Genomic DNA, 22278 nt, shown 5'->3' with positions numbered 1-22278 from the left:
GGATGTACGGGCAGGAGTGGTGAGCCGGCGATCGGGATCCGAGGGCGCGGTGACTCGGTGATCCGGATCCGATGACGCGGCGATCCGGTGATGCGGTGATGCGGGCGGGCCTCAGGCTCCGCCGGTGCCCGGCACCGGGAACGCGCCCGTCGCCCGCCGGGTGATCTCCCCGTACACCTCGGGGTCGGTCGTGTACGCGCCCAGCGCCACGGCCTTACGGCTTCCGTGGTAGTCCGAGGAGCCCGTGACCAGCAGCCCCAGCTCCTTAGCCAGGCCCCGCAGGCGCTCCCGGGTGTCGGGGTCGTGGTCCATGTGGTCGACCTCGATGCCGTCGAGGCCGGCCGCGGCCATCTCCGCGATGCGGGACTCCGGCACGGTGCGGCCGCGCTTGGCGGCGGCCGGATGTGCGAACACGCAGACCCCGCCCGCGGCCTTGACCAGCCGGATCGCCTCGAAGGGGTCGGTCTCGTGCTTCTCCACGAAGGCCCGCCCGCCGTCTGCCAGCCACTCCTCGGTGAAGGCGTCGCTCACCGTCGGGACGACACCCAGCTCGACCAGTGCCGAGGCGACGTGCGGGCGACCCACCGAGCCGCCGGCGGCGATCCGCTCGACCTGCTCCCAGGTGACCGGCACGCCCAGCGTGTTCAACTTGGCGACCATGCCCTTGGCCCGCGGCACCCGGTCGTCGCGCACCAGCTCGCGCTCGGCGAGCAGAGCGGGCTCCTCCGGATCGAACAGGTAGGCCAGCATGTGCAGGGACACGCCGTCGATCCGGCACGACAGCTCGGCACCGGTGACCAGCGTCAGCCCCTGGGGCAACGCGGCGATCGCCTCGCCGTGGCCACGGGTGGTGTCGTGATCGGTCAGCGCGATGACGTCGAGCCCCGCGACAGAGGCCTTCCGCACCAGCTCGGCCGGGGTGTCCGTACCGTCGGACGCCGTGGAGTGACAGTGCAGATCGATACGCACACGAACTCCAGGCGGGGCGACGGAAGAAGGGGACACCTAAGGATAGCGGTGTTTTCCAGCCCGCCTGTCACACCCGAAACCACCCAGCGCCCCCTACGGCAGCCGACCCGAAGGGCGCCAGGAACCACGCGGGCGACCCCGACGCACCCGGCAGCCGCGGCCGCGGCCCACCCGGCACCCCGGCAGACGTCACGGCCGGAGCAAGCGCGGCGACAGCGCTCCACAGGGCACCAGGTCTATCTCCGCCCCCGCGTCACGCAGATCGGTCAGCACCAGTTCGTCGTACATGAGCAAGCCCGACTGCTCCGGCCACATCACCGCCCACAGCCACATCCCGAGCGCCTCGCCGGCGAAGACGGCGCGGTCGTCGGGGGTGCGGTAGACGTGCCAGAGCGGGGTCGGGCGGCCCGCGGCCAGCACCTTGGCCTGCGGTGGCTTCTCGACGTTCATGTACGACCCGGGGTCGGGGCCGTCGATGCCGGCATAGCGCGCGCCCAGGCCCACGCCCAGTTCCTCGGCGATCAGGATCATCTCGCCGGGGCCTCCGAGCGGGCCGGGGCCCGAGCAGGCCACCGCGGTCGCACGGCCGCCGCTGCGGTCGTCACCGGCGTACGCCACCCCGGTGAACAGCCAGCCGACGGGCAGCGGCCACGGCATCCACACCGGCACCTGCGTGCGGTGCACCACGACGTTGAGCGCCTCGACGCTGGGCGGGATCACGGGCTGCAGCGGATACACCGTGCCATGCACATCGCACTGCCACGCATCGGCGAAGAGTCCGGGAGCCCTGACCCGGCCACCGCACCTCGGGCAACTGGGTTCGCCCCTCATAGGGCTCCACGGTCCTACCCCTGCCCGCCCACGTCAAGGACGATCACCCGTCCGGACGGAAGACCCGACCATACGCCCCGCCGGGTCCGCGCGCGCCACGATAGATGCGCCTTGCATTAATTAGCTGACCTAACTTACTGTGTGTATAACCCAACCATCTCCAGTCAGCCCCCTACGTGAGGATGGGAGAAGCACATGGACCCCTTCGAGGCGGGAGCCGGAAGTCTCCTGCGACAGCCCAAGGCGGTCTGGGCCACGGCCGGCGCCTCCGTCGTCGCCTTCATGGGCATCGGCCTCGTCGACCCGATCCTGCCGTCGATCGCCCAGGGCCTGCACGCCACCGCCAGCCAGGTGTCCCTGCTCTTCACCTCGTACTTCCTGATCACCGCCATCGCGATGCTGCTGACCGGCTTCGTCTCCAGCCGCATCGGCGGCCGGAAGACCCTGCTGCTCGGCCTCGCCTTCGTGGTCGTCTTCGCGGGCCTCGCCGGAACGTCGGACACGGTCGGCCAGCTCGTCGGCTTCCGGGCGGGCTGGGGACTCGGCAACGCGCTGTTCGTGTCGACCGCCCTCGCGGTCATCGTCGGCGCGGCGGCCGGGGGCAGCGCGGCGGCGATCCTGCTGTACGAGTCCGCGCTCGGCCTCGGCATGGCCTGCGGCCCGCTGCTCGGCGCGGTCCTCGGCAACATCAGCTGGCGCTACCCCTTCTTCGGCACGGCCACGCTGATGGCGATCGGCTTCCTGTGCATCACGGTGTTCCTCAAGGAGCAGCCGAAGCCGGCCCGCAGGACTTCGGTCCTGGACCCCCTGAAGGCCCTCGGCCACGGCGGCCCGGCCTCGGCGGCGGTCTCGGCGTTCTTCTACAACTACACGTTCTTCACCGTGCTGGCCTTCACCCCGTTCGTGCTGGACATGACGCCGTACCGCTCGGGCGCGGTGTTCTTCGCCTGGGGTGTGCTGCTCGCCCTCTTCTCGGTGATCGTGGCCCCGCGCCTGCAGGCCCGCCTCGGCTCGCTGAGGGTGCTCGGCGGCTCACTGGTGCTGCTCGCCGCGGACGTGCTCGTGCTCGGCTACGGCGACCACACCACGGCCGTCGTCTGCACGATCCTGTCCGGCGCGTTCATCGGCGTGAACAACACCGTGTACACCGAGCTGGCCCTCGGCGTGTCGGACGCCCCGCGCCCGGTGGCGAGCGCGGGCTACAACTTCGTCCGCTGGTTCGCCGCCGCCGCCGCGCCCTACTTCGCGCCCAAGATCGAGGAGTGGACCGACCTCCACGTCCCGTTCGTGGTCGCGGCCGTCACGGCGGTGCTGGGCGCGCTCGTGGTCGTCGTACGGCGCAAGGCCCTCACCCTCCCCCAAGTTCTCGACTCCGCTCGAACAGGGGGGACCCCCATGGCGGAGGAGCTGGAGCCGGCGCACGCCACCGAGGACGGGGTCGGCGTCTTCGCCGACTGACCGGACCGCCGGCCGACGGGATCCCCGGCGACCGGACCGCCGACCGACCGCCAACTGACCGAATCCGGCCTTGTGTTGGTGAGATCGGTCACCCGGGCGTCAGTCCAGCGGGACGGACCGGCGGGCCGGGTCCCTCAGGTCCGTCCCGCTCGCCAGCCAGCGCTCCTGGAGGGCCTGGGCGCCGTGCACCCGCTTCCAGGCGGCCTCGTTCGGGGTCATCGGCAGCAGCGGCAGGAACCGTACGGGATCCATCGGGGCGTCCAGCTCCAGGTCCTCCACCAGCCCGCCCGGCTCGCCCACCAGCACCGAGGTGAAGGGGGCGCCGGGCCACAGCGGCCCGCCCACGTCCAGCGAGGCGCCCGGGGTCACCACCAGCCCCTCCACCTGGGGTGTCGCGGCCAGCACGGCGAGCGGGCGGAGCACCTTGTCGGTGTCGGCGAGACCCGCGCGGACGGACAGGACCAGTTCGGCACGGGGGCCCTCGACCGGGTCGGCGAGCATCGCCGTGGGATCCGCCATGGGGTGCCGCGACATGCCCAGGGTGGCGTAACGGACGACGTCCCCCTCCTGGAAACGGAGCACCTCGATGCGGTCCGTGCCGAGGAAGGTCACCGCGGCACGGCCGTCCGGTTCGCCCAGCGCGGTGGTCAACCGGGCCTCGACCAGTGGAAGAACATCAGCCATGCGCCGAGCATAGAACTCGTCAGCAGCGGGCAAAGCGGCGCCTTGACAGTACGGGCGGCTGGTACTCTGAGCCGGTGGTTCGGGGCAGCACGCGAAGCGTCGCTATCAGGTCCCGACGCCGATGAGACTCCCTTACGAGGGACCGGCCGGAGGAGGTGGGGCTGTCATGGATCGAAGTCGACCGTGCAGTACCACTCGCTCTTCCGGCTGCTGACGTAGTTACCGGCTGGCCGCCGCCTTCCTTTGCGCATCGTCGTGCGGAAGAGCACCTCGTTTCGCCCTGCCTGATCTGCCTGGTCCGCATCAGTTCTGCATCAGCAGCGAAAGTCGCCACCGCAACGGTGCGGTGCTCCCCGCTTTGTGGACGTGCCGGACGTACGCACACAGGACGTCCCCATTCCGGGTAGTTCCACCCGTTGCCGCGCGCATTCGCTGCCCGCCCGCGAAGGAGCCTGCCCATGTCGATGATCCGCGACCTGCGCGCCGTGGTCCGCCCGTCGTCCCGTGTCTCGCTGCGCAAGGACACCAGCCCGTCGTACGACACCACCCGCGCCCCCGGCACGCCCTCGGCCGTCGTCGACTGCGCCGTCTACCGCGACGGCGCCCGCGTGAGCGCCGGCCCGCTCACCCCGCACGAGGCGATGCGGCTGGTGCGCCGCGACGGCGGCTTCGTGTGGATCGGGCTGCACGAGCCGACGGAAGCCGAATTCGCCGGTATCGCGAGCGAGTTCGGGCTGCACCCGCTGGCCGTGGAGGACGCGGTCCAGGCCCACCAGCGCCCGAAGCTGGAGCGCTACGACGACTCCCTCTTCACCGTTTTCAAGACCATCCACTACGTCGAGCACGACCGGCTCACCGCCAACAGCGAGGTCGTGGAGACCGGCGAGGTCATGTGCTTCACCGGCCGGGACTTCTTCATCACCGTCCGGCACGGCGGCCAGGGCTCGCTGCGCGCCCTGCGGCACCGCCTCCAGGACGACCCGGAGCTGCTCGCCAAGGGCCCCTCGGCGGTGCTGCACGCCATCGCCGACCATGTCGTGGACGGCTACATCGCGGTCGCCGACGCGGTCCAGGACGACATCGACGAGGTGGAGACCGAGGTCTTCTCGCCCGGCCGCAGGGGCGGGGTCTCGCGCGGTGTGGACTCGGCGCGGATCTACCAACTCAAGCGCGAGGTGCTGGAGTTCAAGCGAGCGGTGGCTCCGCTGCTGCGGCCGATGCAGCTGCTGAGCGAGCGGCCGATGCGGCTGATCGACCCGGACATCCAGAAGTACTTCCGGGACGTCGCCGACCACCTGGCCCGGGTCCAGGAGCAGGTCATGGGCTTCGACGAACTCCTCAACTCCATCCTCCAGGCCAACCTCGCCCAGGCGTCCGTCGCACAGAACGAGGACATGCGCAAGATCACCGCGTGGGCGGCCATCATCGCCGTACCGACGATGGTGTGCGGCGTCTACGGCATGAACTTCGACCACATGCCCGAGCTGCACTGGAAGTACGGCTACCCGGTGATCATGGGCGTCACGGTCGCCCTGTGTCTGGGCATCCACCGCACGCTGAAGCGCAACGGCTGGCTGTGAGCGGGCCGGTACGGCCTGGTTAGGCTGGGGCGCATGACAAGCGAGCTGCTCGACCGGGCCCTCATCGAGGAGGCCTCGAAGAAGTCCGGCCTGATCTGGGTCAGGGGCGCCGGGGCGCCGGCCGCGCGTGCGCTGTGGCACGTGTGGCACGAGGGCGCGGTGTGCGTGGTCGGCGACGGTCCCGGTGAGCAGCCGCTGGAGGGGCTGGCCGACGGCGGCTCCGCCGAGGTGAGCGTGCGCAGCAAGGACAAGGGGGGCCGGCTGGTGACGTTCCCGGTGACCGTGTCCGAGCTGGCGTCCGGCTCCGAGCAGTGGGAGGCGGCCGTCGCCGAGCTGAAGGGCAAACGGCTGAACGCCCCCGACGGCGAGCGGATGCCGGCCCGCTGGGCGCGCGAGTGCCGGGTGCTCCGCCTGGTACCGACGGGACCGGTGACCCCGCTGCCCACCGGCGACCTCGCCGAGTCCCCCGTGCCGACCCCCGCGACCACCCGCACACCGGTCCCGGCGGGCCTGCACAAGCTGCTCCTCAAGCGCCGGAAGCGGAAGTGACGTGAGCGACGGGGAGTGAGGCGGGCGGCGGGGAGGCCGTGAGCGGCGGGCAGGCGACGTGAGCGGCGGGGGCCGGGGGGAGCCGGGCACCGCCGGGCCGTACCACGCGGGCTGAGCGCTTACGCGGCGGCCATGGGGCGCCCCACACTTGTCGACCGCCCCTCGGTCACCGCCTGCGGCTGCCGCCGCCGCCCTTCCGCTCCGCTGCTGCCGCCGTCGTCGTCACCGTCGCCGTCGCGGGTGCCGTCGCCACGGTGGCGTGCCGGGTCGGGCGTCCTCGCCGGTGGCCGTGCTACGACGTCGGCAGTTGCCTGCCGTAGTCCACCGTGTCCGACCTGGCCGGTTCCCGGACGGTGAAGCTCTTGCCCCAGTCCGAGAAGCGGAGCGTCCCCGCGTGGCCGGCGCGGACCAGGCGGAGGGGGTAGGGAGTGCCCTGGAGGGAGACGTCCAGCGTGCCGCCGGAGCCGTCGTCGCCGGTGATGCGGATCGTGCGGGTACCCGCCTCGTCGTGGTGGCCCTCCGTCGCCAGCGTGCCGTGCAGCGTCAGCAGACCATCGAGGAGGACGTCCTTGTCCGTGAAGCCGCTGAACTTCTTGTACGCGGGATCGCCCTGCGGCACCTTCACATACTTGCCGTCCAGCTTGCCGGTGGCGCCGTCGCTGCCGTCGGCGTGGTTCCAGAAGCCCGCGTCGGCCTTGAGGTACAGCTCCCGTCCGAGCCGCAGCAGCTTGAACGTCGATCCCCCGGAGGTCACCGACCCGGTGCCGCCGTCGGCCTTGAGCTGCATGTCCAGCCGGTACGTACGGCCGCTGGTGACCACGGTCCCGGAGAGCCGTACGGCGGAGGCCGCGTCCGCCGCGGCCCGGGTCTTCGCCTGGATCCTCGCGGCGGGCAGCTTGCCCACCCCGTTGGTCCCCGCGTCCGGGTCGTCACCGCCGCACCCCGACAGCACCATCGCTCCCGTCACGGCCAGCGCGCAGCTCGCGGTCACCAGCGCGGTCCGGCGGCTACGGCCCGGGGGAATCGCAGTCACAGGTGGGGTCGCCTTTCTGACGGTTCCTGAGCGGCGTACCGCAGGGTACCGGTGCCTCGCCCGCCCGGCGGAGCCAGTCCGTCCGGACCGCCCACCAGGGCGTATCGGAACAGGACGGGCTAGCCTGAAGCGCACCCGTGCGGGCATATCTGAGCAACTCACACGATCCCCACGCAAAGGAAGCACAGTCATGGCAGCCGGCGCCCCCCGGATCTTCGTCTCGCACCTCGCCGGGGTCCCCGTCTTCGATCCGGCCGGCGACCAGGTGGGCCGCGTACGCGATCTGGTCGTCATGCTGCGCGTGGGCCGCAAGCCCCCGCGCGTCCTCGGGCTGGTCGTCGAACTGTCCACCCGGCGGCGCATCTTCCTGCCCATGACCCGGGTCACCGGCATCGAGTCCGGCCAGGTCATCACCACCGGCGTGGTCAACGTCCGGCGCTTCGAGCAGCGGCCCACCGAGCGGCTGGTCTTCGGCGAGCTGCTGGACCGGCGCGTGACCCTCATGGAGACCGGCGAGGAGGTCACCGTCCTCGACGTGTCCGTGCAGCAGCTGCCCGCCCGCCGGGACTGGGAGGTCGACCGTGTCTTCGTCCGCAAGGGCAGGAAGGGCGGCGCCTTCCGGCGGGCGAAGGGCGAGACGCTGACCGCCGAGTGGTCGGCCGTCACCGGGTTCTCCCTGGAGGAGCACGGACAGGGCGCCGAGAGCCTGCTCGCCACCTTCGAACAGCTGCGCCCCGCCGACCTCGCCAACGTCCTGCACCACCTCTCCCCGAAGCGGCGCGCGGAGGTGGCCGCCGCCCTGGACGACGACCGGCTCGCCGACGTACTGGAGGAGCTGCCGGAGGACGACCAGATCGAGATCCTCGGCAAGCTGAAGGAGGAGCGCGCGGCGGACGTGCTGGAGGCGATGGACCCGGACGACGCGGCCGACCTGCTCGCCGAGCTCCCGGAGGAGGACAAGGAGCGGCTGCTGAGCCTGATGCAGCCCGCCGACGCCGCCGACATGCGCCGTCTGATGTCGTACGAGGAGCACACCGCCGGCGGTCTGATGACGACGGAGCCCATCGTGCTGCGGCCCGACGCCACCGTCGCCGACGCGCTCGCCCGGGTCCGCAACCCGGACCTGTCCCCCGCGCTCGCCGCCCAGGTCTACGTCTGCCGCCCGCCCGACGAGACCCCGACCGGCAAGTACCTGGGCACCGTCCACTTCCAGCGGCTGCTGCGCGACCCTCCGTACACGCTGGTCAGCTCGCTGGTGGACGACGATCTGCAACCCCTGTCCCCGGACGCGTCCCTGCCGATCATCGCCGGGTTCTTCGCCACGTACGACATGGTGGCGGCGCCCGTCGTGGACGAGTCCGGGTCGCTGCTCGGCGCGGTGACCGTGGACGACGTACTGGACCACATGCTCCCCGACGACTGGCGGGAGACGGAGTTCCACCTGGAAGAGGGGCTCGACCACGGAGAGGGGGCGGCCACGCATGGCTCCTGAGCGCGAGACCGCGACCCGCGAACGTCATCCGGCGGGTGCCACGGCCGCCGGGCGGCCCCGGGCCGCCCGGCTGGACCAGCCGCGTCCGCCGCGCCACCGGTTCCTGCCCGAGTGGGACCCGGAGGCCTTCGGCCGGCTGTCGGAGAAGATCGCCCGGTTCCTGGGGACGGGACGCTTCATCGTCTGGATGACGATCGTCATCATCATGTGGGTGGTGTGGAACGTCGCCGCGCCCCGCCACCTGCGCTTCGACGAGTACCCCTTCATCTTCCTCACCCTGATGCTGTCCCTCCAGGCGTCCTACGCGGCCCCGCTGATCCTGCTCGCGCAGAACAGGCAGGACGACCGGGACCGGGTCAACCTGGAGCAGGACCGCAAGCAGAACGAGCGGTCCATCGCCGACACGGAGTACCTGACCCGGGAGGTCGCCGCGCTGCGCACGGGACTGGGCGAGGTGGCCACCCGCGACTGGATCCGCTCGGAACTGCAGGACCTGGTCAAGGAGCTGGAGGAGCGCCGCCGTCACGACGGGCACCCCGGCCACGTCGTATTCCCGGCGGAACGGGCAGAACATCCGCCGGGACGTGACACAGACGACCGCTGAGGGGCATCCCGGACCCCCCTCGGCGCGCCGTACCATCGTCCTTATGGCTACGGAAGACGCGGTGCGCGAGGCACTGGCGACGGTGAACGACCCCGAGATCAACCGCCCGATCACCGAACTCGGGATGGTCAAATCGGTGGAGATCGGCGCGGACGGAGCGGTCGCCGTCACCGTCTACCTGACGGTGTCCGGCTGCCCGATGCGCGACACCATCACGCGGCGCGTCACCGAGGCGGTCTCCCGGGTCGACGGCGTGACCCGCGTCGACGTCACGCTGGACGTGATGAGCGACGAGCAGCGCAAGGAGCTGGCGGCGGCCCTGCGCGGCGGCCAGGCCGAGCGCGAGGTCCCCTTCGCCAAGCCGGGCAACCTCACCCGGGTCTACGCGGTCGCCTCCGGCAAGGGCGGCGTCGGCAAGTCCTCGGTGACGGTGAACCTGGCGGCGGCGATGGCCGCCGACGGCCTGAAGGTCGGTGTCGTGGACGCCGACATCTACGGCCACAGCGTGCCGCGCATGCTGGGCGCCGACGGCCGGCCCACCCAGGTCGAGAACATGATCATGCCGCCGTCCGCGAACGGCGTGAAGGTCATCTCCATCGGCATGTTCACCCCGGGCAACGCGCCGGTCGTCTGGCGCGGCCCGATGCTGCACCGCGCGCTCCAGCAGTTCCTCGCCGACGTCTACTGGGGTGACCTCGACGTCCTCCTGCTGGACCTCCCGCCCGGCACGGGTGACATCGCCATCTCCGTGGCCCAGCTGGTCCCGAACGCCGAGATCCTGGTCGTGACGACCCCGCAGCAGGCGGCGGCCGAGGTCGCCGAGCGCGCCGGGTCCATCGCGGTCCAGACCCACCAGAAGATCGTCGGCGTGGTCGAGAACATGTCCGGCCTGCCCTGCCCGCACTGCGGCGAGATGGTCGACGTCTTCGGCACGGGCGGCGGGCAGCTGGTCGCCGACGGCCTCACCCGCACCACGGGCGCGACGGTCCCGGTCCTCGGCAACATCCCGATCGACGTCCGCCTCCGCGAGGGCGGCGACGAGGGCAAGCCGGTGGTCCTGACCGACCCGGACTCCCCGGCGGGCTCCGCGCTGCGCGCGATCGCCGGCAAGCTGGGCGGGCGGCAGCGGGGGCTGTCGGGGCTGTCGCTGGGGATCACGCCGAAGAACAAGTTCTGAGAACCCCGGTTCCCGCGACTTCCCGCTTCCCGCTTGCTACGACGCAGAGGCGCCGTCTTCCGTGGACGGCGCCTCACGCGCGTCCGCGTGCTCCGGAAATCCGTCCAGGGGGCGTCCGGACGGGCACCGAGACGCTGCGCGACGAGCAGCCGTTCCCTCGGCGGGCGGCGGACCGCCCCGGGACCGCCGCACAGCCGCGGCGGTCCCTGAGGGCGCCGGTCAGGCGTAGGCGGCGATGTCCTTGATCGCGGCGAAGCCCAGCCCGTACGCGCTCATCCCCCGCCCGTACGCGCCCAGGTGCACCCCCGCCTCGGTCGTGCCGGCCAGTACCCAGCCGTACTCGGACTCCCGGTAGTGGAACGAGGCGGCGACCCCGTCCACCGGGAGGCTGAGTCTGGACCACTCGGGTCCGTCGAGATCGTCGGCGAGCGCCCACGCCGTCTCGGTCTGCTGCTCCAGCCAGTCGTCCCGCAGGCTGTGGTCCATCTGGCCGGGCCAGGTGAACGACAGCAGCCCGACCCCGGCCAGCCATGCCGCCGAGGACACCGAGGTCGCCTCCAGCAGTCCCGTGCCGTCGGCGCTGCGCCGGGACGGCTGTGCGGCGACGGTCACCACGACCGCGAACTTCTCCCGAGGCTCACCGGCGGTGCCGGACTCGCCCCGCACCGAGGGCTCGTCACCGTGCCCGATCGACCCGTGCTCGACGGCGCCGTCGGCCGCCGTGCCGACCTGCATCAGCCAGCGCGGGCCCGTGAACGCCTCGTCGAGCCCGTACCACGGGAAGGGCGCCCGCAGGTAACCGTCGACCGTACGCCGGGCGGAGGGGAGTTGCTGTCCGCCCTCCGCGGCCGGCGCCTGCGCGCCCACCCGACTTGTCGTCTCCATCTGCCCGGACGCCTCCTCGCTCTCGTCGGACCGGGGTGGCCCGCCCCCCTTCGGGCGTACGTGTCCGGTCCGCACAACAACTCGGCAGCATATCCACACCGCTGAGAGCAGCAGGGCAGGCGCTGGATGCGTGGGTCGCGCGCACGGCCTGTTCAGGCCGTGCGCGACGGGTGCGCGGTATGAAACGCGTCACGTGCGCGGCGTGCGCGCGCGTGCGCGTGTCGGCGGGGAGGGGCGCCGTCGGGAGCGCCTATGTCGCGTCCGCGTCGAAGGGCGGGCGGTCGTCGTCGGGCGTCTCGGGCTTCTTGGTCATGTCGACACGCCCGCCGCCGGACGACGAGGAGGGCAAGGAGGACGAGGAGGACGAGGAGGACGAGGAGGACGCGCCGCCGTCGCGGACCGCCTCCGTGACCTCCGCCATCTCCTTCTTCAGGTCGAATCCGTTGCGGATCTCCTTCAGCCCCAGATCGTCGTTGTCCAGCTGCTTGCGGATGAACGTCTTGGGGTTGAGGTCCTCGAACTCGAAGTCCTTGAACTCGGGACCCAGTTCGCTACGGATGTCCTGCTTCGCGCTCTCCGAGAACTCGCGGATCTTCCGGATCGTGCGCGTCACGTCCTGGATGACCTTGGGGAGCTTGTCCGGACCGAAGACGAGCACGGCGAGCACGATGATGGTCACCAGCTCCAGTGGTCCTATGTCATTGAACACCTGACGCTCCTTGCGATGTCCTCGGTCGCTCAACGGTACCCGGCGTTCCTGTCCGACCGGTACCGTCCCGAGGTGAGACTTGTGTCAGTTCTGCTCCGAGGCGCCCAGCACGAGTGACACCTCCCGTTCGGTTCCGTCGCGGTCGACCGTCAGCCGCAGCCGGTCACCGGGCCGGTGGGCGCGGATCTTGACGATCAGTTCCTCGCCGGTGTGGACGCGTTCCCCGCCGACCTCCCTGATGACGTCGCCCGCCTTGAGACCGGCCCGCTCGCCCGGGCCGCCCCTCAGGACGGCGGGACCGCCGCCGGCGCTTTTGTCGTCGATCCGGGCGCCGTCACCGGTGTAGCCCATGTCGAGGGTGACGCCGATCACCGGGTGGGTGGCCCGGCCGTCGTTGATCAGCTCCTCGGCGACGCGTCTGGCCTGGTTGACGGGTATGGCGAAGCCGAGTCCGATGGAACCGGCCTGGCCGCCGTCGGAGTCGGTGCCGCTGCCGGCCGAGCGGATGGCGGAGTTGATGCCGATGACCCGGGCCCGGGAGTCGAGCAGCGGACCGCCGGAGTTGCCCGGGTTGATGGGGGCGTCGGTCTGGAGGGCGTCGACGTACGACACGTCGCTGCCGTCGCTCTTCTCCCCGCCGGCCGTGATGGGCCGTTCCTTGGCGCTGATGATGCCGGAGGTGACCGTGTTCGCGAGGTCGAAGGGGGCGCCGATGGCCACGACCGGGTCGCCGACCCTGACGTCGTCGGAGTTGCCGAGCGGCAGCGGGGTGAGTCCGTGGACGCCGTGCACCTGGACCACGGCCAGGTCGTAGCCGCTGTCCCGGCCGACGACCTTCGCCCTGACGGTGTCACCGCTGCTGAAGGTCACGGATATCTCGCCGCCCGACCCGGCGGGCTCGACCACGTGGTTGTTGGTGAGGATGTGCCCCTCGCCGTCGAGCACGAAGCCGGTGCCGGTGCCTGCCTCGTCGGCCCCTCTGACATGCAGGGTGACCACGCTGGGCAGGGCACGGGCGGCGATCCCGGCCACGCTGTCCGGTGCCCGCCCGGCCGGCACGCTCCCGGCCTGCGGCAGCCGTACGTCGTCACCGAGGCCCTCGCGCTCCACATAGGCGCCGACGGCTCCGCCGATGCCCGCGGCGACCACGGCGACGACCAGGGTCCACGCGAGCAGGAACCGCCGCGCGCTCCTGCGGCGCTGCTGCTGTGTCGGCACCGCGGCGCCGGTCTGCTGCAGCGGCGCCCGGGCCGGCGCTTGCTCCGCGGCGGAACCGGCGGCCCAGGGGTCGTAACGGCCCCAGGGGCCGGCCTCCCGCGCCCCGGAGCCGCCGCCCTGCGGCACGGAGTCGGCGGTGTGCGGCACGGAGTCGCCGGTCTGCGACCCCGTGCCGGCCGCCGGGACGCCCGGCACGGGGACCCCGGGCGCGGGCGCTGGTGCGGGGACCGTGGGCGCGAGTGCCGGCGGGGCCGCGAGCGCCGGTGCGGTCGTGCCGTGGGCCGGAGTGGCCGCCGGGCGCTGGACCGGGGGCGCGGGCGCCCAGGGGCCGGGCTCGCCGTAGGGCGGGGTGCTGTACGGGTCGGGGTCGTGCAGCGGCCTGGGCCGCTCGGCCGGAGCCGACCAGGCGGACTCCCCGGCCACCGCGTTGTCCCCGGCCAGCGCGGGCCCCCCGGCCGCCCCGGTGTCCTCCGCGTAGGCGCCGGCCGGTGGCAGCGGTGTGGGCTCGGCCAGTTCGAAGTCGCCGTCGGTTTCCGCGGCCTGCGGTACGGCGCCCCCGGCGCCCGCCCCGCCCACGGTCCGGTAGGCCGGTGTCACCCCCGCCGCTCCCTCCGGTCCGTCCACCGGCGGGACACGGTTCCCCTCGTTCATGCTCTCCCCACGGCTGGGCCGTGACCGCGCGCTGCCGCGGCCATGGCACATCGACTGCCGGCCCGGGTCGTCGCCGCGGGCACGGCCTCCCAGGATTCAACCAGGTTCGCGGGCCGTGGCGCAGTGTCCGGTCAGGGCGACTGCCGGGGCGTGGCGGGAGCGGCCGGCGAGGCCGAGGGAGCGGGGGTGGTGTCGGGGACGGGGGCGGACAGCAGGCCGGAGCCGGTGACTCCGGGAGCGGTGGACCAGTCGCTGAGCGGAAGGGCCACGGCCTCGTCGAGCCGGCGTATCAGCGGGGCGACGGCCGCCGCACCGGCCAGCAGCGGCGCGGTCAGGCCGCGCACCGCCTCGGTGCGGCCCTGCCCGGCGGCGGGGTCCGGCACCCCGGGCAGCAGCGGCGCGGACAGGGTGGTCGGTACCACCGGGGCCGGGCCGGCGAGCATGCCGCCCTGGGCCAGCAGCGGTCCCACCGGGCGGCGGCGCTGGCTGTCCGGTGTGGCCACGCCCCCGCCGGAGCCGGTGCCCGCCGAGCGGGCCGGAACCACATTGCTGCCCGCGCCGGAACCGCTCCGGGCATCGGTGGTCAGGTCGCCGGGGAGGACGGTGGTCACGCCGCCGAGGGCGACCGCGGCCAGGGACACCGCGCCGGCGGCGGCGAACGCGAAGCGCAGCCCGCGCGAGCCCGAGCGGCCGTCGTCCGGTCGTCCGACGGGATGGATGCGGAAGCCGCGGTCGTCCGGGGCGGCCGGACGGTCCGCGTCGGACGGGGCGAAGCCGTGGGGACGGGCGGCGGCGTAGCCGAAGGGAAGGCGCTCGCCGCGCCTCACCCCGAAAGTCCCGGGGGATCCGGAGGATCGGGGGGATCCCGACGGTCCGGTTGCTCCGGCGGGTCCGGTGCCGTGGCCTCCGCCGAGGAGTCCGCCCCCGGGTGACGGCGCGCCGCCGCCGTCCAGGTCACCTCCCCCGGGGAGACCCTGGAGGCGGGCCAGGAAGTTCGCCGAGGGCGGCGGCGGGGCCGCCTCCGCGAAGACGTTCTTCAGCGCGCGCTGGGCGTCCGCCTCCGCCTTGCACCGGGCGCAGGTGGCCAGGTGCGCGAGGACACGCTCACGCGTCTCGTGACCCAGCTCTCCGTCCACCAGGGCGGAGAGCCGGTCTCCCAGGTGCTGCTCTGCGAGGCGTGCCTCGACAGGTTTCGGCCGAGATCCACTCACGCGGTCGCGCCCCCTCCCCCCAGAGCGGGGACCCGGGCCAGGAAGGAGCGCCGCTCGGCCGCGCGGGCCTCCGGGGAGCGGTGCGCGAGGGCCTTGCGGAGCTGGGACCGGCCGCGGTGGATACGGGAGCGGACGGTGCCGAGCTTCACGCCGAGGGTCGCGGCGATCTCCTCGTACGACAGTCCTTCGATGTCGCAGAGGACGACGGCGGCGCGGAACTCGGGCGCGAGGGTGTCGAGGGCCTGCTGGACGTCGGCGTCGAAGTGGGCGTCGTTGAACAGCTGTTGCGGGGTGGGCTCGCGGCTGGGCAGGCGCTCGGCCGCGTCCTCGCCGAGGGCGTCGAAGCGGATGCGCTGCTTGCGCCGGACCATGTCCAGGAAGAGGTTCGTGGTGATGCGGTGCAGCCAGCCCTCGAAGGTGCCCGGCGAGTACGTGGACAGGGAACGGAAGACGCGGACGAAGACCTCCTGGGTGAGGTCCTCGGCGTCGTGCTGGTTGCCCGTCAGGCGGTAGGCGAGCCGGTAGACACGGCCGCTGTGCGTGCTGACGATCTCGTCCCACGTGGGCGGAGTCCACGCCTGGCCGTCCGCGTCGGTGGCGAAGGTCGCGGTCTGGGTCTCGCCTGCGGCGAGACCGGCGGCGTGGCTGTCAGCAGCGGTGTCGGTCACGGATTTCGGCCTGCCCGCCGACCCGAGGAAGCGCCGCAGCACTCCGCCCCGGTCCCCGGGCGCAGCCGCACCTCCCCTGTCGGCTCTGGTGGTGTCCAGTGGAGCCCCTACCATAGCCACCTCGCCCGTTAGCTCCGGATAAGCGGTTTTACGAGAATTTGATACTCGCTGATACGGCTCATGCCGCTGCGTCAGCAGTTGCTCGGCGCCCCGATCCACCTCTCGCCCCCCGTCGCGTCCCCGACCACCGGCTCTTCCCCTTAAACGCCCGGTCCCATCTGCGGGTTCCCGTCGGCAACGGATACAGTCACGCCCAGGCAACCACGGGGACAGGAGAGGGTCATTACCGGCAACCGGCAGACGAGCTGGGCGTTCGCCGACGCCTTTGTCGCCGAGGACGAAGCGCTGCACTGGGCCCGCGACCGGGCCCGCGAGGCAGGGCTGCGCTCGGTGTCGCCCAGCACGGGCGCCGCGCTGCGCCTGCTCGCCGCCTCCGTGGACGCGAAGGCGGTCGCGGAGATCGGCACGGGCTGCGGGGTCTCCGGGATCCATCTGCTGCACGGGATGCGGCCGGACGGGGTGCTCACCACGGTGGACCCGGAGCCGGAGCACCAGCAGTTCGCCCGGCAGGCCTTCCGCCTCTGCGGCTTCGCCAGCAACCGGGCCCGGTTCATCCCCGGCGGCGCCCTGGACGTGCTCCCGCGTCTCGCGGACGCCGGCTACGACCTCGTCTTCTGCGACGGGGACCGCCTCGAGTACCCGGACTACCTCGGTGAATCGTTGCGGCTGCTCCGACCGGGCGGTCTGGTGGTCTTCGAGGGCGTCTTCGCGGGCGGCCGTACGGTCGACTCGGGGCCGCAGCCGACCGAGGTGCTGCGGCTGCGCGAGCTGCTGCGCACGGTCCGGGAGAGCCAGGAGCTGGTCTCCTCGCTGCTGCCGGTGGGCGACGGCCTGCTGTGCGCCGTCAAACGCTGACGGTCAGACGCCGACAGGCGAACCGAGACGGGCGAACCGAGACGGGCGAACGGTGACAGCGAACCGTGGCAGCGAACCGTGACAGGCGACCGGTGAGGGTCGACGGTGAGGCCCGCGGCCGGGGCGTCCGAACGCGGCTGCCCCGGCACCGTATGCGATGCCGGGGCAGCCGGAAGGACTGATCGCTGGGACGTCAGACGACGACCTTCTTGAGGGCGTCTCCGAGCGCCTCGGCCTCGTCAGGGGTCAGCTCGACGACGAGTCGACCGCCGCCTTCGAGCGGAACGCGCATGACGATGCCCCGCCCCTCCTTGGTCACCTCGAGCGGGCCATCACCCGTCCGCGGCTTCATGGCCGCCATGCTCGTTCCCCTTCCTGAAACCAGCTCATCGTCTGCCGACGGCCCCGGAAGGGCACCCGCCATCCGAAACGGACACGCGACACCGGCATCGAACACATTGCTTCCCAGCCATTATCCCGCATCGCACGACCCGATGACCAACATCGGTCGGCATCGCTTGGGCAACGCGCGCGAGCAAAACCACCCAATTCGGCGATGTGACTGCGATACTGCGCCACCGCGCGAAGATCCGCCGACGCGTTCCGCTCCGGATTTCTTTGACGCAGGTCACACGTCCGGTCCGGCTCCTGGACGGCGATCTCCGCCATGCTGTCCTCAGACATGGGCGTACCGAGCGGTACGCCACCAGCCGCTGCACCGGAGGGGATCCGCCATGGCCGACACCGTGCTCTACGAGGTGAGCGACGGACTCGCGACGATCACGCTGAACCGCCCGGAGGCGATGAACGCGCTGAACATCGCGACCAAGGTCGCCCTCCGCGAGGCGGCGGAATCGGCGGCCGCCGACACGGCCGTACGGGCGATTCTGCTGACCGCCGCCGGGGAGCGGGCGTTCTGCGTGGGCCAGGACCTCAAGGAGCACATCGGGCTGCTCGCCCAGGACCGGGAGACCGGGTCCGGGCAGACGATGAGCACGGTCAGGGAGCACTACAACCCGATCGTGCGGGCCCTCGCCGGGGCGGCGAAGCCCGTCGTGGCGGCGGTGAACGGCGTCGCGGCCGGGGCCGGCTTCGGCTTCGCGCTCACCGCGGACTACCGCGTCGTCGCCGACACCGCCTCCTTCAACACGTCGTTCGCCGGGGTGGCCCTCACCGCCGACTCCGGCATCTCCTGGACGCTGCCCCGGGTGATCGGCCCGAGCCGCGCCGCCGACCTGCTGCTCTTCCCGCGCAGCATCAGCGCCCAGGACGCGCTGGAGCTGGGCATCGCCAACCGGGTCGTCCCCGCCGCGGAACTGCGCGCCGAGGCGGAGAAGGTGGCGCGGGCACTGGCGGAGGGGCCGACGGTGGCGTACGCGGCGATCAAGGAGGCGGTGGCCTACGGGCTGACGCACTCGCTCACGGAGACGCTGGAGAAGGAGGACGAGCTGCAGACCCGGGCCGGGCGGTCCGAGGACCACGCCATCGCCGTGCAGGCGTTCGTGAACAAGGAGCGGCCCAAGTACCTGGGGCGGTGAACCGCCCCCTCACCGGGCGTTGCGGGCCACGCAGGTCTCCAGGTGGTCGTCGACCAGCCCGCACGCCTGCATCAGCGCGTACGCCGTCGTCGGGCCGACGAATCTCAGGCCCCGTTTCTTCAGGGCCGTGGAGAGCGCGGTCGACTCCGGAGTGACCGCCGGGACGTCCGCGAGCGTCCTGGGGGCCGGGCGGGTCGCCGGGTCGGGGGCGTGGGACCAGATCAGCTCGTCCAGGTCGCCCTCGGCCCAGTCGGCGAGGACGCGGGCGTTGGCGAGGGTGGCGTCGATCTTGGCGCGGTTGCGGATGATGCCCGGGTCGGCCAGGAGGCGCTCGCGGTCGGTGTCGGTGAAGGCGGCGACCTTCTCGATGCGGAATCCGGCGAAGGCCGCGCGGAAGCCCGGGCGGCGGCGCAGGATGGTGATCCAGGACAGGCCGGACTGGAAGGCCTCCAGGCTGAGCCGCTCGAACAGGGCGTCGTCGCCGTGGACCGGTCGGCCCCACTCCTCGTCGTGGTACGCCACGTAGTCGTCGGTGGACAGCGCCCAGGGGCAGCGCAGCGCCCCGTCCGGCCCGGCGACGGCCGCTCTGGTGCTCATCGCCGGTCCTCCGGGCCCTCGCCCGTCTCCGGCTGGGCGTGCGGTGCGGGGTGCGGGTGCGTGGCGGCGGCTCTGGCGCCGGCCAGCGCGGACTCCAGGTCGGCGATGCGGGCGTCCCGCTCCGCCAGTTCCGCGCCGAGCCGGCCGAGGGCGTCGTCCACGTCGGCCATGCGGTAGCCGCGCGGGGCGACCGCGAACCGCAGGCTCTCCACGTCCGCGGCGTCCACCGGGCGGTCGGCGGGCAGCGGGTCCTGCAGGCGCTCCGGTGCCGCCTCGGGGAGCGGGGCGCTCTCGCCGCCGCCCACCACGGCCAGGGTCACCGCGGCGACCACGACGGCCAGCGCGACGACCAGGAACAGGAACATCATCATCGCCTCGGGGTCCCCACGCTCGTACCGGACGCTGTGCCGGATGCCGAATCTGTCAGGGTCCGATCGTGCCATGCGACTCCGACAGTTAGGGTCACAGGCGGCCGTACTGCGGAACGTACTAGGAGAGGTCACAGCGGATGCTCAGGCTGGGCAGGCGGGAATTCGGCCCGCACGAGCCGGTGATCATGGCGATCGTCAACCGGACGCCGGACTCCTTCTACGACCGGGGAGCCACCTTCCTCGACGAGCCGGCCCTCGCCCGGGTGGAGCAGGCGGTGGCCGAGGGTGCCGCGATCATCGACATCGGCGGGGTCAAGGCCGGGCCCGGCGAGGAGGTCACGGCCGAGGAGGAGGCGCGCCGGACGGTCGGTTTCGTCGCGGAGGTACGGCGCCGGTTCCCCGACGTGGTCATCAGTGTGGACACCTGGCGGGCCGAGGTCGGCGAGGCGGTGTGCGAGGCCGGCGCGGATCTGCTGAACGACGCGTGGGGCGGGGTCGACCCCGGGCTCGCGGAGGTCGCGGCGCGGTACGGGGCGGGGCTGGTGTGCACGCATGCCGGGGGTGTGGAGCCGCGGACGCGTCCGCACCGGGTGACGTACGACGACATCATGGCCGACGTCCTCGATGTGACCGTGGGGCTGGCCGAGCGGGCGGTGGCGCTCGGTGTGCCGCGGGAGTCCGTGCTGATCGATCCCGGGCACGACTTCGGGAAGAACACCCGGCACAGCCTGGAGGCGACGCGGCGGCTGGACGAGATGGTGGCCACGGGCTGGCCGGTGCTGGTCTCGCTGTCCAACAAGGACTTCGTCGGCGAGACACTGGACCGGCCGGTGAAGGAACGGCTGATCGGTACGTTGGCGACGACCGCGGTCTCCGCGTGGCTCGGGGCGCAGGTGTACCGGGTGCACGAGGTGGCGGAGACCCGCCAGGTGCTGGACATGGTGGCGTCCATCGCCGGTCACCGGCCCCCCGCGGTGGCGCGGCGGGGTCTGGCCTGACGCCCGGGGCCGAGCCCCGGGGGGCGGGCCCCCGGGGGGTGAGGCGCCGTGTCAGCGGCCCGCCTCCTTGGAGACCAGGGCCACCGCCTCCGCCACGTCGTCCGTCACGTGGAAGAGCAGCAGATCCTTCTCCGCCGCCTTGCCCTGGGCCACCAGCGTGTTCCGCAGCCAGTCCACCAGGCCGCCCCAGTACTCGGTGCCGAACAGGACGATCGGGAAGCGGGTGACCTTCTGGGTCTGGACCAGGGTCAGGGCCTCGAAGAGTTCGTCGAGGGTGCCGAGGCCGCCGGGAAGGACCACGAACCCCTGGGCGTATTTGACGAACATCATTTTTCGTACGAAGAAGTACCGGAAGTTGAGACCGATGTCGACGTACGGGTTGAGCCCCTGCTCGAAGGGCAGCTCGATGCCGAGGCCGACCGAGGTGCCGCCCGCCTCGCACGCCCCCTTGTTGGCCGCCTCCATGGCTCCCGGGCCGCCGCCGGTGATGACCGCCCAGCCGGCCTCCACCAGCCCGCGCCCGAGCCGCACCCCCGCGTCGTACTCCGGTGAGTCCACCGGTGTCCGCGCCGAACCGAAGACGCTGATGGCGGGCGGGAGTTCGGCCAGCGTGCCGAAGCCCTCGATGAACTCCGACTGGATGCGCAGGACCCGCCAGGGGTCGGTGTGCACCCAGTCGGTGGGGGCGCGCTCGTCCAGCAGGCGCTGGTCGGTCGTGCTGGCCGTCACCTGGCCCCGCCGTCGGAGGACCGGTCCGAGCCGCTGCTCGTCCGGCGGCTGCTTCTTCCCCTCGGGGTTGCCGGTAGCCATGTGCGCTCCCTCCGCTTGCCGGTAGTTCGATCTCAGACTAGATCCACCCGGGGCACGGAGGGGGGAACCGAGCATGTCCGGCGTGCGGCGGGGCCGTCCGGCGGGGCCTCACGCGGTGAGCCAGTTCCGCAGCCGCTCCTCGCCCGCGAGGATCTTCGCGGTGTCCACGCGCTCGTCCCGCTTGTGCGCCAGGAGCGGGTTGCCGGGGCCGTAGTTGACCGCCGGGATGCCGAGCGCGGAGAAACGGGACACGTCCGTCCAGCCGAACTTGGGCCGCGGGGTGCCGCCGACCGCCTCGATGAAGGCCGCGGCGGCCGGCTGGGAGAGGCCGGGCAGCGCGCCGGGGCTGTGGTCGTCCACCACGAACTCCTCCACACCGCAGTCCGCGAACACCTCCTGGACATGCCGGATCGCCTCCTGCTCGGTGCGGTCGGGGGCGTAGCGGAAGTTGACCGTCACCACGCACTCGTCCGGGATGACGTTCCCGGCCACTCCCCCGCCGATCCGCACCGCGTTCAGGCCCTCGCGGTACTCCAGGCCGTCGATGACCGGCCGGCGCGCCTCGTAGGAGGCCAGGCGGGCCAGGACGGGGGCGGCCGCGTGGATCGCGTTGGAGCCCATCCAGCCGCGCGCGGAGTGGGCCCGCTCGCCCTTGGTCTTCAGCAGCACCCGCAGCGTGCCCTGGCAGCCGCCCTCCACCTCGCCGTCGGAGGGCTCCAGCAGCACCGCGAAGTCGCCCGCCAGCCATTCGGGGTGGGCCTCGGCGACATGCCCCAGGCCGTTGAGGTGGGCGGCGACCTCCTCGTTGTCGTAGAAGACGAAGGTCAGGTCCCGGTTGGGGGCGGGGACCGTGGCCGCGATGCGCAGCTGTACCGCCACGCCCGACTTCATGTCGCAGGTGCCGCAGCCCCACAGCACGCCGTCCGCGTCGAGCCGCGAGGGCACGTTGTCCGCGATGGGCACGGTGTCGATGTGACCGGCCAGGACCACGCGTTCGGCGCGGCCCAGGTTCGTGCGGGCGATCACGTTGTTGCCGTGGCGGTCGACGGTCAGGTGCGGCAGGGCGCGCAGGGCGGTCTCGATGGCGTCCGCGAGCGGCTTCTCGGTGCCGCTCTCGGAGGGGAAGTCCACGAGCCGCGCGGTGAGCGCGGCGGCGTCCAGCGTGAGGTCAAGCGTGGTGTCGGCCATGGCCTCGACCCTAGCGCGCCCCTGACGGGGGCAGGGTGGGGCGCAGCGCGCCGCTGAACCCCCCGCGAGGGGTGGGCGGGGC

At 72.5% G+C, this 22278-nt stretch carries 23 protein-coding genes; 9 read left to right on the top strand and 14 right to left on the bottom strand.

Features of this window, described 5'->3' with window-relative positions; all coding sequences use genetic code 11:
* Window positions 1–111 precede the first annotated feature (111 nt).
* A complete protein-coding gene (locus ACZ7N4_RS10225) occupies window positions 112–969 on the bottom strand; it encodes a PHP domain-containing protein (RefSeq protein ID WP_471355969.1) in 858 nt (285 codons plus the stop codon).
* Between the two features lie 189 nt (window positions 970–1158).
* Entirely contained in the window at window positions 1159–1800 is a 642-nt protein-coding gene (locus ACZ7N4_RS10220) for a DUF6758 family protein (RefSeq protein WP_471355966.1), read from the bottom strand.
* 195 nt (window positions 1801–1995) lie between these two features.
* Between ACZ7N4_RS10220 and ACZ7N4_RS10215 the strand changes: the two genes are divergently transcribed.
* Window positions 1996–3258: an MFS transporter gene (locus tag ACZ7N4_RS10215; RefSeq protein WP_471355963.1), complete on the top strand. Its 1263-nt coding sequence runs from the start codon at window positions 1996–1998 to the stop codon at window positions 3256–3258.
* 99 nt (window positions 3259–3357) lie between these two features.
* Here ACZ7N4_RS10215 and ACZ7N4_RS10210 read toward each other — a convergent pair whose 3' ends face one another.
* Window positions 3358–3942, bottom strand: coding sequence for a suppressor of fused domain protein (locus ACZ7N4_RS10210; protein ID WP_471355960.1), 585 nt, complete (start codon window positions 3940–3942; stop codon window positions 3358–3360).
* A 458-nt stretch (window positions 3943–4400) separates the two neighbouring features.
* On the opposite strand from ACZ7N4_RS10210, the gene ACZ7N4_RS10205 reads away from it, so the two are divergent.
* Both ACZ7N4_RS10205 and ACZ7N4_RS10200 read left to right on the top strand, forming a co-directional pair.
* On the top strand, window positions 4401–5522 hold the full coding sequence (locus ACZ7N4_RS10205; protein ID WP_471355957.1) for a magnesium and cobalt transport protein CorA: 1122 nt from the start codon (window positions 4401–4403) through the stop codon (window positions 5520–5522).
* 33 nt (window positions 5523–5555) lie between these two features.
* Window positions 5556–6071 carry a hypothetical protein gene (locus tag ACZ7N4_RS10200; protein WP_471355954.1) on the top strand — a complete coding sequence of 172 codons (516 nt, stop codon included), beginning with the start codon at window positions 5556–5558 and terminating at the stop codon, window positions 6069–6071.
* Between the two features lie 292 nt (window positions 6072–6363).
* On the opposite strand, the gene ACZ7N4_RS10195 is transcribed toward ACZ7N4_RS10200, so the two are convergent.
* Window positions 6364–7104, bottom strand: coding sequence for a hypothetical protein (locus ACZ7N4_RS10195; RefSeq protein ID WP_471355952.1), 741 nt, complete (start codon window positions 7102–7104; stop codon window positions 6364–6366).
* A gap of 190 nt (window positions 7105–7294) precedes the next feature.
* Between ACZ7N4_RS10195 and ACZ7N4_RS10190 the strand changes: the two genes are divergently transcribed.
* The 3 genes from ACZ7N4_RS10190 to ACZ7N4_RS10180 are packed head-to-tail and all read left to right on the top strand — an operon-like array spanning window position 7295 to window position 10377.
* Window positions 7295–8596, top strand: coding sequence for a magnesium transporter MgtE N-terminal domain-containing protein (locus tag ACZ7N4_RS10190; protein WP_471355950.1), 1302 nt, complete (start codon window positions 7295–7297; stop codon window positions 8594–8596).
* The gene (locus ACZ7N4_RS10185; protein ID WP_471355947.1) at window positions 8586–9200 is read left to right on the top strand and encodes a DUF1003 domain-containing protein; all 615 of its coding nucleotides are present in this window, start codon (window positions 8586–8588) and stop codon (window positions 9198–9200) included. Before ACZ7N4_RS10190 ends, ACZ7N4_RS10185 begins: the two co-directional genes overlap by 11 nt.
* Before the next feature lie 43 nt (window positions 9201–9243).
* The gene (locus ACZ7N4_RS10180; RefSeq protein ID WP_471355945.1) at window positions 9244–10377 is read left to right on the top strand and encodes an Mrp/NBP35 family ATP-binding protein; all 1134 of its coding nucleotides are present in this window, start codon (window positions 9244–9246) and stop codon (window positions 10375–10377) included.
* A gap of 219 nt (window positions 10378–10596) precedes the next feature.
* On the opposite strand, the gene ACZ7N4_RS10175 is transcribed toward ACZ7N4_RS10180, so the two are convergent.
* The 5 genes from ACZ7N4_RS10175 to sigE all read right to left on the bottom strand — a co-directional run bounded on the left by ACZ7N4_RS10175 (window position 10597) and on the right by sigE (window position 15761).
* Window positions 10597–11262: a hypothetical protein gene (locus ACZ7N4_RS10175; protein WP_467926620.1), complete on the bottom strand. Its 666-nt coding sequence runs from the start codon at window positions 11260–11262 to the stop codon at window positions 10597–10599.
* Window positions 11263–11512: 250 nt separating this feature from the next.
* A complete protein-coding gene (locus ACZ7N4_RS10170; protein ID WP_471355940.1) occupies window positions 11513–11971 on the bottom strand; it encodes a sec-independent translocase in 459 nt (152 codons plus the stop codon).
* An 84-nt stretch (window positions 11972–12055) separates the two neighbouring features.
* The gene (locus ACZ7N4_RS10165; RefSeq protein WP_471355938.1) at window positions 12056–13840 is read right to left on the bottom strand and encodes a S1C family serine protease; all 1785 of its coding nucleotides are present in this window, start codon (window positions 13838–13840) and stop codon (window positions 12056–12058) included.
* A 131-nt stretch (window positions 13841–13971) separates the two neighbouring features.
* A complete protein-coding gene (locus tag ACZ7N4_RS10160; protein ID WP_471355935.1) occupies window positions 13972–15051 on the bottom strand; it encodes a zf-HC2 domain-containing protein in 1080 nt (359 codons plus the stop codon).
* Window positions 15048–15761 carry an RNA polymerase sigma factor SigE gene (gene sigE / locus ACZ7N4_RS10155; protein ID WP_467926625.1) on the bottom strand — a complete coding sequence of 238 codons (714 nt, stop codon included), beginning with the start codon at window positions 15759–15761 and terminating at the stop codon, window positions 15048–15050. Before sigE ends, ACZ7N4_RS10160 begins: the two co-directional genes overlap by 4 nt.
* Before the next feature lie 234 nt (window positions 15762–15995).
* Here sigE and ACZ7N4_RS10150 point away from each other — a divergent pair, with 234 nt between their 5' ends.
* Window positions 15996–16694 carry an O-methyltransferase gene (locus ACZ7N4_RS10150; protein WP_471356193.1) on the top strand — a complete coding sequence of 233 codons (699 nt, stop codon included), beginning with the start codon at window positions 15996–15998 and terminating at the stop codon, window positions 16692–16694.
* A 193-nt stretch (window positions 16695–16887) separates the two neighbouring features.
* Here ACZ7N4_RS10150 and ACZ7N4_RS10145 read toward each other — a convergent pair whose 3' ends face one another.
* Entirely contained in the window at window positions 16888–17055 is a 168-nt protein-coding gene (locus ACZ7N4_RS10145; protein ID WP_018544333.1) for a DUF3117 domain-containing protein, read from the bottom strand.
* 373 nt (window positions 17056–17428) lie between these two features.
* On the opposite strand from ACZ7N4_RS10145, the gene chcB reads away from it, so the two are divergent.
* Entirely contained in the window at window positions 17429–18232 is an 804-nt protein-coding gene (chcB, locus tag ACZ7N4_RS10140) for a 2-cyclohexenylcarbonyl CoA isomerase (protein ID WP_471355930.1), read from the top strand.
* A gap of 9 nt (window positions 18233–18241) precedes the next feature.
* Here the strand turns inward: chcB and ACZ7N4_RS10135 are convergent, their stop codons facing one another.
* The gene (locus ACZ7N4_RS10135) at window positions 18242–18829 is read right to left on the bottom strand and encodes a DNA-3-methyladenine glycosylase I (RefSeq protein ID WP_471355928.1); all 588 of its coding nucleotides are present in this window, start codon (window positions 18827–18829) and stop codon (window positions 18242–18244) included.
* Complete coding sequence (locus ACZ7N4_RS10130) at window positions 18826–19200, bottom strand: DivIVA domain-containing protein (RefSeq protein ID WP_471356191.1); 375 nt, start codon at window positions 19198–19200, stop codon at window positions 18826–18828. Before ACZ7N4_RS10130 ends, ACZ7N4_RS10135 begins: the two co-directional genes overlap by 4 nt.
* A 137-nt stretch (window positions 19201–19337) precedes the next feature.
* On the opposite strand from ACZ7N4_RS10130, the gene folP reads away from it, so the two are divergent.
* Entirely contained in the window at window positions 19338–20198 is an 861-nt protein-coding gene (gene folP, locus ACZ7N4_RS10125) for a dihydropteroate synthase (RefSeq protein ID WP_471355924.1), read from the top strand.
* Window positions 20199–20249: 51 nt separating this feature from the next.
* Here folP and ACZ7N4_RS10120 read toward each other — a convergent pair whose 3' ends face one another.
* Together ACZ7N4_RS10120 and dapE are read right to left on the bottom strand one after the other, a co-directional pair.
* Complete coding sequence (locus ACZ7N4_RS10120) at window positions 20250–21008, bottom strand: LOG family protein (RefSeq protein WP_471355922.1); 759 nt, start codon at window positions 21006–21008, stop codon at window positions 20250–20252.
* 108 nt (window positions 21009–21116) lie between these two features.
* A complete protein-coding gene (dapE, locus tag ACZ7N4_RS10115) occupies window positions 21117–22196 on the bottom strand; it encodes a succinyl-diaminopimelate desuccinylase (protein WP_471355919.1) in 1080 nt (359 codons plus the stop codon).
* Window positions 22197–22278 lie beyond the last annotated feature (82 nt).

It is taken from the genome of Streptomyces sp. NPDC107654, from assembly GCF_055639035.1.
Note: the sequence above shows the minus strand (reverse complement) of the source record. Positions and strands in the feature narration are given on the sequence as shown.